Source organism: uncultured Veillonella sp., assembly GCF_915069625.1.
Taxonomy (GTDB): domain Bacteria; phylum Bacillota; class Negativicutes; order Veillonellales; family Veillonellaceae; genus Veillonella.
This window is the reverse complement of sequence record NZ_CAJZFD010000106.1, coordinates 1-6,987: the sequence shown is the minus strand read 5'-3', so window position 1 is coordinate 6,987 and position 6,987 is coordinate 1. Positions and strand designations below refer to the sequence as shown.

At 38.5% G+C, this 6,987-nt stretch carries 7 protein-coding genes, 1 tRNA gene and 1 pseudogene; all 9 read right to left on the bottom strand.

Going from position 1 to position 6,987, the window contains the following annotated elements; all coding sequences use genetic code 11:
• Positions 1 to 8: 8 nt before the first annotated feature.
• Entirely contained in the window at positions 9 to 1,268 is a 1,260-nt protein-coding gene (locus tag QZ548_RS06575) for an Nramp family divalent metal transporter (RefSeq protein WP_295869188.1), read from the bottom strand.
• A 19-nt stretch (positions 1,269 to 1,287) separates the two neighbouring features.
• On the bottom strand, positions 1,288 to 2,040 hold the full coding sequence (locus QZ548_RS06570; RefSeq protein WP_295869186.1) for a hypothetical protein: 753 nt from the start codon (positions 2,038 to 2,040) through the stop codon (positions 1,288 to 1,290).
• A gap of 203 nt (positions 2,041 to 2,243) precedes the next feature.
• A tRNA-Ser gene (locus tag QZ548_RS06565) sits at positions 2,244 to 2,334 on the bottom strand.
• Between the two features lie 50 nt (positions 2,335 to 2,384).
• The gene (locus tag QZ548_RS06560; protein ID WP_295869184.1) at positions 2,385 to 2,819 is read right to left on the bottom strand and encodes a DNA starvation/stationary phase protection protein; all 435 of its coding nucleotides are present in this window, start codon (positions 2,817 to 2,819) and stop codon (positions 2,385 to 2,387) included.
• Positions 2,820 to 3,180: 361 nt separating this feature from the next.
• Positions 3,181 to 3,789 carry a serine O-acetyltransferase EpsC gene (epsC, locus tag QZ548_RS06555; RefSeq protein ID WP_295869183.1) on the bottom strand — a complete coding sequence of 203 codons (609 nt, stop codon included), beginning with the start codon at positions 3,787 to 3,789 and terminating at the stop codon, positions 3,181 to 3,183.
• Between the two features lie 103 nt (positions 3,790 to 3,892).
• Positions 3,893 to 4,807: a cysteine synthase A gene (gene cysK / locus QZ548_RS06550; RefSeq protein WP_295869182.1), complete on the bottom strand. Its 915-nt coding sequence runs from the start codon at positions 4,805 to 4,807 to the stop codon at positions 3,893 to 3,895.
• Between the two features lie 213 nt (positions 4,808 to 5,020).
• The gene (locus tag QZ548_RS06545) at positions 5,021 to 5,833 is read right to left on the bottom strand and encodes a hypothetical protein (RefSeq protein ID WP_295869180.1); all 813 of its coding nucleotides are present in this window, start codon (positions 5,831 to 5,833) and stop codon (positions 5,021 to 5,023) included.
• A 49-nt stretch (positions 5,834 to 5,882) separates the two neighbouring features.
• Positions 5,883 to 6,380 carry a preQ(1) synthase gene (gene queF, locus QZ548_RS06540; RefSeq protein ID WP_004697960.1) on the bottom strand — a complete coding sequence of 166 codons (498 nt, stop codon included), beginning with the start codon at positions 6,378 to 6,380 and terminating at the stop codon, positions 5,883 to 5,885.
• Positions 6,381 to 6,471: 91 nt separating this feature from the next.
• A pseudogene (locus QZ548_RS06535) lies at positions 6,472 to 6,987 on the bottom strand (hypothetical protein); the annotation flags it as partial.

Sequence of the window (6,987 nt, the reverse complement as noted above, 5' to 3'; positions counted from 1 at the left end):
TTTTCCTATTATCCTACAATGAGTAGGTAAATATTCATAACAGTAACAACAATACCAATGCCCCATAATAGTACATTCGTATATTTATGGTTCGCATATTGCCCCATCACCTTACGGCTACTCGTCATATAAAGCTGCAAGAAAATTGTAATAGGTAGTTGCAAACTCAAGAACATTTGAGAGATCAACAATGCTTGGAATGAATCAGTAACAAATACAATCAACAACAATGCCGGAATGTATGTTAAAGCCAAGCCTAATCGAGTATGGAAGTCTTTCATATCGTAAGACTCACCAAACATGCCTGCAAATATACTCGCTCCAGCCATACCTGCTGTAGCAGAAGAGGCAAAGCCCGCAAAGAGCAATGCGATAGCAAAGATAGTACCTGCTGCAGGGCCAATGAGAGGTCGTAACAACTCCTCCGCCTGTTCAAGCTCTGTTACCTCAATGCCGTGAGTAAAGAACACTGCTGCCGCCAGTAAAATCATGGCGGAGTTAATCATCCACCCAATCCCCATAGAGAATAAGGTGTCTAGGAATTCATAATGCAATTGGCGCTTCATTATAGAAGGATCTTGCGTATTGAATTGGCGACTTTGGATGATTTCTGAGTGCAAGAACAAATTGTGAGGCATAATAACAGCCCCTAAGATACTCAAAATAACGAGCATCGATTCATTTGGAATCTTAGGATCTACCCAACCAATGCCTGCTGCCGCCCAGTCTACATTGACCATATTGACCTCAACGAGGTAGGCCAATGCAATAAGGGATACAAAGCCCGCTATGATTCTCTCCAGTTTTCGATAGGAGTTTGTAATGAGCATAACAGTACATATAACGGCCGTTAATACACTACCTATCAGAAGCGGAATGCCAAAGAGCATTTTCAATGCAATAGCAGCGCCGATAAATTCAGCCAATGCCGTCGCCGCAGCTGCAATACCAGCTGTACTCAACACAAATCGAGATACATAGGAAGGCAAGAATTCATAGGCACATTCGGATAAGCATTGGCCCCGTACAATGCCTAAATGAGCCACATTATGCTGCAATAAAATGAGCATAATCGTAGATAGTGTTACTACCCATAAAAGTTCGTAACCATAACTAGCACCGGCAGCTAGATTAGCCGCCCAATTGCCAGGGTCGATAAACCCTACAGTTACGATAATGCCAGGACCTATAAATTTAAAGACCTCGCTCACCTGGTGCTTACCATTTTGGTGAACAGTAAACAACTGTTTCTTTAAGAAATCAATCATTATAACTCCTCATTAAGGGTTATAGAGTAAAGGTCATCTCCGTTTGCATGCGAGCATCGGTTTTAGATTTTGTATCCTTACCACCGGTATAACGGATGCGCACATTATTATTTACTTTAACACGAGAATCATCAATTTTGAATTTCTTCATTTTTTCTTTGATTTGTTCATCTGTTAAAGCGCGCTCTTCTGGTTTTGCCACTTCATCATTAGCTGTATCTAAAGCCTCTTGTTGAGATTTAGATACTTGGTATGTTTTACCAGACTTCTTAGCTTTTGCAGCACGTTTTTCGTCTAATTTTTGACGGCGCTCTTGCGTAACTTTCTTGTCGCGAGCAATACGATAGTCCATTACATCACGCATATTTTCTTGATAAATGCGCAATGCATATTGGCGATCATTTTCGTTCATTTGCTCCCGTTTTGTTACTACCTCATCGATAAGAGGCATAAGCTCATCCTTTGTATAGCTTGTATTGCCATCAAAGACAAAACCATGTGTATCTGTAATAGCACCGTGTTTAATTAACGTTTGTAATGCCGTATACGTCCAATCACTTGGTGTAATTACACCAGCACTCACATGATGTTGTGCTTTACTAGAGCTACTAACAGTTTCTACATCAGCACTAACACCATCCACCATAGGACGTGCACTTGGAATAGCAATGCTTTCAGCATGAACAAAGCCAACAGAGGCAACAAGACATAATGTGCCGATACCGATAGCGCGACGAAGTAAATACATGTGACGTGTATATTTTATATTCATAAGAGTCTCCTTAAAATTACATTTTATACAATCTATTATATGAAACCCCTTGTCATACGTCAACTCTATAACCTTACACGCCTATATACATCAATATTTAAAGGACCTTAAACTCATTTGAGTCCTTACACATTAAGGTCCATACCTAGTAAATATTACAATAAACAAAAAGACCTCACATCGCGTGATGTGAGGTCTCAGCATGGCGGAGGATTAGGGATTCGAACCCTAGCGACGGTAACCCGCCCTAACGATTTAGCAAACCGTCCTCTTCAGCCTCTTGAGTAATCCTCCATGCTTTACTGGGTAATCATATCATACCCAATAAGGCATTGTCAATCGTATTATTTCAACATAGATTCGATGAACCAGATTTGTTTTACATAGTAAGCAACGTGATCTTCCATCATGCTTACGAGCAAGAAGTCACCTTCTTCATCAGCAGCTGCACGAATTGCTACAGCTTGATCATTCATGTATTTGAAGTCTTTAAGAAGGATTTCAATTACTTTTGCTTGAGGAATATCTTCTTGACCTAATTCTTCGATTTTAGTCAATTTAGCGTATTCTGCAGAGTTTACCAATGGGAATTGGCCTTGCATTTTTACATGCTCTGCTACCGCATCAAAGTATTCAAATGCTTCATCATAAATGGATTCTAGGTATTCATGGATGGATTTAAATTGTGGACCTGTTACGTTGAAATGTAGGTTATGCAATTTTACGTTCCATACGGAAAGATCTGCTAAATATTGGTTTACTTGTTGTACGTTTTTCATAATAATTCTCCTTTTATCAATTAATTCTTAATTACAGTTTATTCAAAAGCGAATAAACCCAGTCGGCTTCTAAGCCATCAATTCGTTTATTTAATTTGTAATCGTTATTGATTACATAAGTTATTTTATCAATAATGATTTTCCTTGTCAATATATAAATCGATTTTTTTGAATATTTTTTTATTAGTCTATGTAAGATAGGTCAAAACGAGTAGTTATCATACTCTATGCACCTTTATTTTTAAGTCATCTAAAACATAATTATGTGTAGAATTTAATTAGCCCTATTTTGGCAATAAAAAACCGCTAACTACTAGAGCCTCTAATAGTTAGCGGTTTATATAATTTATTTACTACTATATTAAATATAGTATTCTATGTAATCGTCAGGAATTTTCTTTTCCTCAGCCTTACCTGTATTAGTGCGACGAGGTTTACGAACATACATATTTTCTGGATCCGTTTCAAAGATAACCATGTCTTTCGGAATATCATGTTTAATAACAAGGTTACAACCGATTTTTGTGCGCGCACCGATAGTAATATCCCCTAAGATTTTTGTACCTGTACCGATGAGCACTTCGTCTTCGATGGTTGGATGGCGTTTTATCTGTTTAGAGGACATACCGCCTAACGTTACTTGATGGAACAGTGTTACATTATCACCTACGATGGCAGTTTCACCGATTACAACGCCCATACCATGGTCAATAAATAAACCGCGACCAATCGTTGCACCTGGATGAATTTCAATGCCCGTTACGTGACGAGAATGTAGTGCCACACGACGCGCCAAGGTTGGCCACCCCGCCTTATAGAGGCGGTGTGCAAAGAAATGCCAGAATAAAGCCGTAATATGTGGATACGTCCAAATAACCATCCACACACTTGTTGCGGCTGGGTCAGAGTCCATTACGCGCTTAATATTATATTGAATTTTGCCCCATAATTCGCGCAAACCTTGCATCATAGTGACTCCATCTCAAATAACTCTACTCATATAATAATATATAGTATACAACATATGTGGTCTGTATTCCTATACATAAGATGTTTTATCTATCCAAAATCCGTTACTTTACATATTCGTTATTAGCAAAATCCAAGAGGGATAAATATTTTTCTACCCCATCTGGTGCAATAACCACTATATTCGCCTTTGGTTCTTCTCGTGCAATGCGCTTAGCTGCTACGATAGCGGCCCCCGCTGAAAGTCCAATAGAAACACCGCTTTCACGCATAAAGGTTTGTACTTCGCTAAAGGCTTCTTCATCGCTTACAGTTTGTACGCCGTCCATCAAACTTTGGTCGAAGTTTTCAGGAATGAAGCCAGCACCAATGCCTTGAATTTTGTGAGGACCACCCTTGCCTTCTGTAATGGCTGGAGATCCTGTTGGTTCCACTGCGATAGCTTTCAGATTCGGATTATGCTCTTTCAATCGTCTAGTAACACCTGTGAAAGTACCACCTGTACCGATACCTGCCACAAATACGTCTACATTCGGCACTTGTTCTACGATTTCAGCGCCCGTAGTACGGTAATGTATATCTGGATTCGCAGGATTTACAAATTGGCCCAAGGTAAAAGCATTAGGATATTTCTCTAAGATTTCATTAGCTCGTTCAAGAGCGCCCTTCATGCCTGTTTCTTTAGGCGTTAAGATGAGCTGTGCACCGTACGCCTTAATAAGTTCACGACGTTCTTTACTCATGCTTTCAGGCATAATAATTACAGTTTTAATATGTAAGATAGCACCCACCATGGCAAGAGCAATACCTGTATTGCCACTTGTAGCCTCTACGATGATACTATCCTCATGGATACGGCCTTTCTCCTTGGCGTCTTGTAACATACCTAAAACAGCACGGTCTTTCACAGAGCCACCTACATTATATTTTTCAAGTTTTACATAAATATTGGTATTTGGTAATTGATATACCGGAGTTTTACCAATCAGTTCAGTTGTTTGATTTGTGACTATACTCATCTGATTCTCCTTTTGGTGATAGATGATAAAAATCGTCCTCAGGAACATCCCAAGGACGATATGAATTTCACCTTGTTATTCTCTATACACTGGATATAACCATTTGTGTATTCTCATAAATACAATCATACTCTATCACCTGCATCTATGCATTGTCAAGAGAATGAGAACCGCTTTTAAAACCCTAAAAATATAGGAAATAACTAGGTTTATTTATAATTTTGTCAGTGTATCTACCACCATACCCCAAGTAACAGGCACCATAATAATAACTAGCGCGAGTCCAATAAAGATGACTGTCCCTAGTATAACGGTAAGTCGCGGAACGATGGCTATCACGGTACTATTCGCTACATTATACGCCTTATCTATGTCATAGTGTAGCGCTACATAGCCCCACAGGTATCCTGCTATCACATATATCGCTACATAAGGGTCTAGTATGATATGCGTTGATGTCATCGTTTCAACATGCATTAACCGATTGATGACTGGTGAAAGTAGCACATTAGCAAGCATCGCTATAAGCTTAAACCATATAAGGCATATAATATAAGGCCACATGGTTCTCATGGTCATCCGTATCATGTAAATCAATCCTACAATAGCTAAGCCCAACCCGCCCTTTTCATGGGCCATGTACTGTTCCATCCAGGAAGGTTGTTCTTTACCTTGATGTAGTTGGTCATAGTGAAATGATAAATTTCTTTCACCATGAGCCAAATCGACGAGACCTAACACTTGTAGCAACACTAGAACAAAGACGACAACAACGCCTATTTGGAAGTTTTCACTAAAGAATATAGCCATCGGATCAATAGCCAGCTCACGCAGAGCAGATAGATTGCCATACATATCATAAAATACAGCATATATGCCATTTGTTATGAGTACATCCACAATAAATAGGGTCAATATAAAAATAAGATACCCATTCCACCGAGTCCATCTACTGAGATGTGACAACTGCGTATGCTCCCCTACGATTATGGATGCAGGGTGAATAGACAAGGTCACCCCGATCATAAAAAACATTATGAACGATGTGACCATTGTTAAATATTCGTATACCATATTAACGGTATGCTACGCGCTCAGGCTGCATGTCGTGGAAATGAAGTCGCTCTTTTGCAGTCTTTTCCCACTCTGTACCAGGCTTGCCATAGTTTGCGTATGGATCGATAGACAAACCACCGCGCGGCGTAAACTTGCCCCATACCTCGATGTACTTAGGATCCATCAACTTCACAAGGTCTTTCATGATGATATTGATGCAGTCCTCGTGAAAGTCCCCATGATTGCGGAAACTGAATAGATATAATTTCAAAGACTTGGACTCTACCATTTTTTTATCTGGTACGTAAGAAATATAGATGGTCGCAAAATCTGGTTGACCTGTCATAGGACACAAGCTTGTAAACTCAGGACAATTAAACTTAACGAAGTAATCATTATCAGGGTGCTTGTTATCAAACGCCTCTAACACCTGTGGTGCATAATCAGTAGGGTAATCGGTCTTGTGACCTAACATCGTTACCCCTTGTAACTCTTTTTCAGATCTGCCGGATGCCATAAGGAACCTCTTTCTATAAACGCTATAACTCTATAATTAAGATATATTAAATAATTCATGTAACACTTAATTATAGCATATTAAAAATTACCTATAACACTACATTTCCTTGCAATTCATCAAAGGTAAAAGCATATTCTTCTACACGCACAAACTCTTCCCAATCATTATTTAATAAAAGGGAGATATGGATTGTATCCTGTTCCTCAAATATATCTGCACCAACACAATAGCACGGAGATGCAAAAGAAATAATTTTACTTTCACTAGCATTTTCTAAGTTGATAAGCTGTAGCTGATTTTCACCAATCGCTAACAAATATGTATTAGATGCTATTAGTTGATAGTATTTAATAGAAACTACATCTGGAATTTCAATAACGCTTGTACCATCTATAATTATTATATTCCCAGAGTCATGACAGATTAATTTATTCTTTCTAAAATACATAACTATTCCATTATATCTATTTTGATACTCATTAAATGGATATTCATCAACAGAAGTAAGTTCTAGCACTGTAATTTTGAAGTCAATCAAATCTAAAGATACTACATTCTTACTCGTATCTATCATAATATGATTTTTACAGAAACAATGTAAGTT

What these genes read in the sequence shown, in the direction of transcription:
- QZ548_RS06575 (WP_295869188.1), bottom strand. Translation starts at nt 1,268, where the DNA reads ATGATTGATTTCTTAAAGAAACAGTTGTTTACTGTTCACCAAAATGGT.
- QZ548_RS06545 (WP_295869180.1), bottom strand. Translation starts at nt 5,833, where the DNA reads ATGATCGGGGTGACCTTGTCTATTCACCCTGCATCCATAATCGTAGGG.
- cysK (WP_295869182.1), bottom strand. Translation starts at nt 4,807, where the DNA reads ATGAGTATAGTCACAAATCAAACAACTGAACTGATTGGTAAAACTCCG.
- QZ548_RS06570 (WP_295869186.1), bottom strand. Translation starts at nt 2,040, where the DNA reads ATGAATATAAAATATACACGTCACATGTATTTACTTCGTCGCGCTATC.
- epsC (WP_295869183.1), bottom strand. Translation starts at nt 3,789, where the DNA reads ATGATGCAAGGTTTGCGCGAATTATGGGGCAAAATTCAATATAATATT.
- queF (WP_004697960.1), bottom strand. Translation starts at nt 6,380, where the DNA reads ATGGCATCCGGCAGATCTGAAAAAGAGTTACAAGGGGTAACGATGTTA.
- QZ548_RS06560 (WP_295869184.1), bottom strand. Translation starts at nt 2,819, where the DNA reads ATGAAAAACGTACAACAAGTAAACCAATATTTAGCAGATCTTTCCGTA.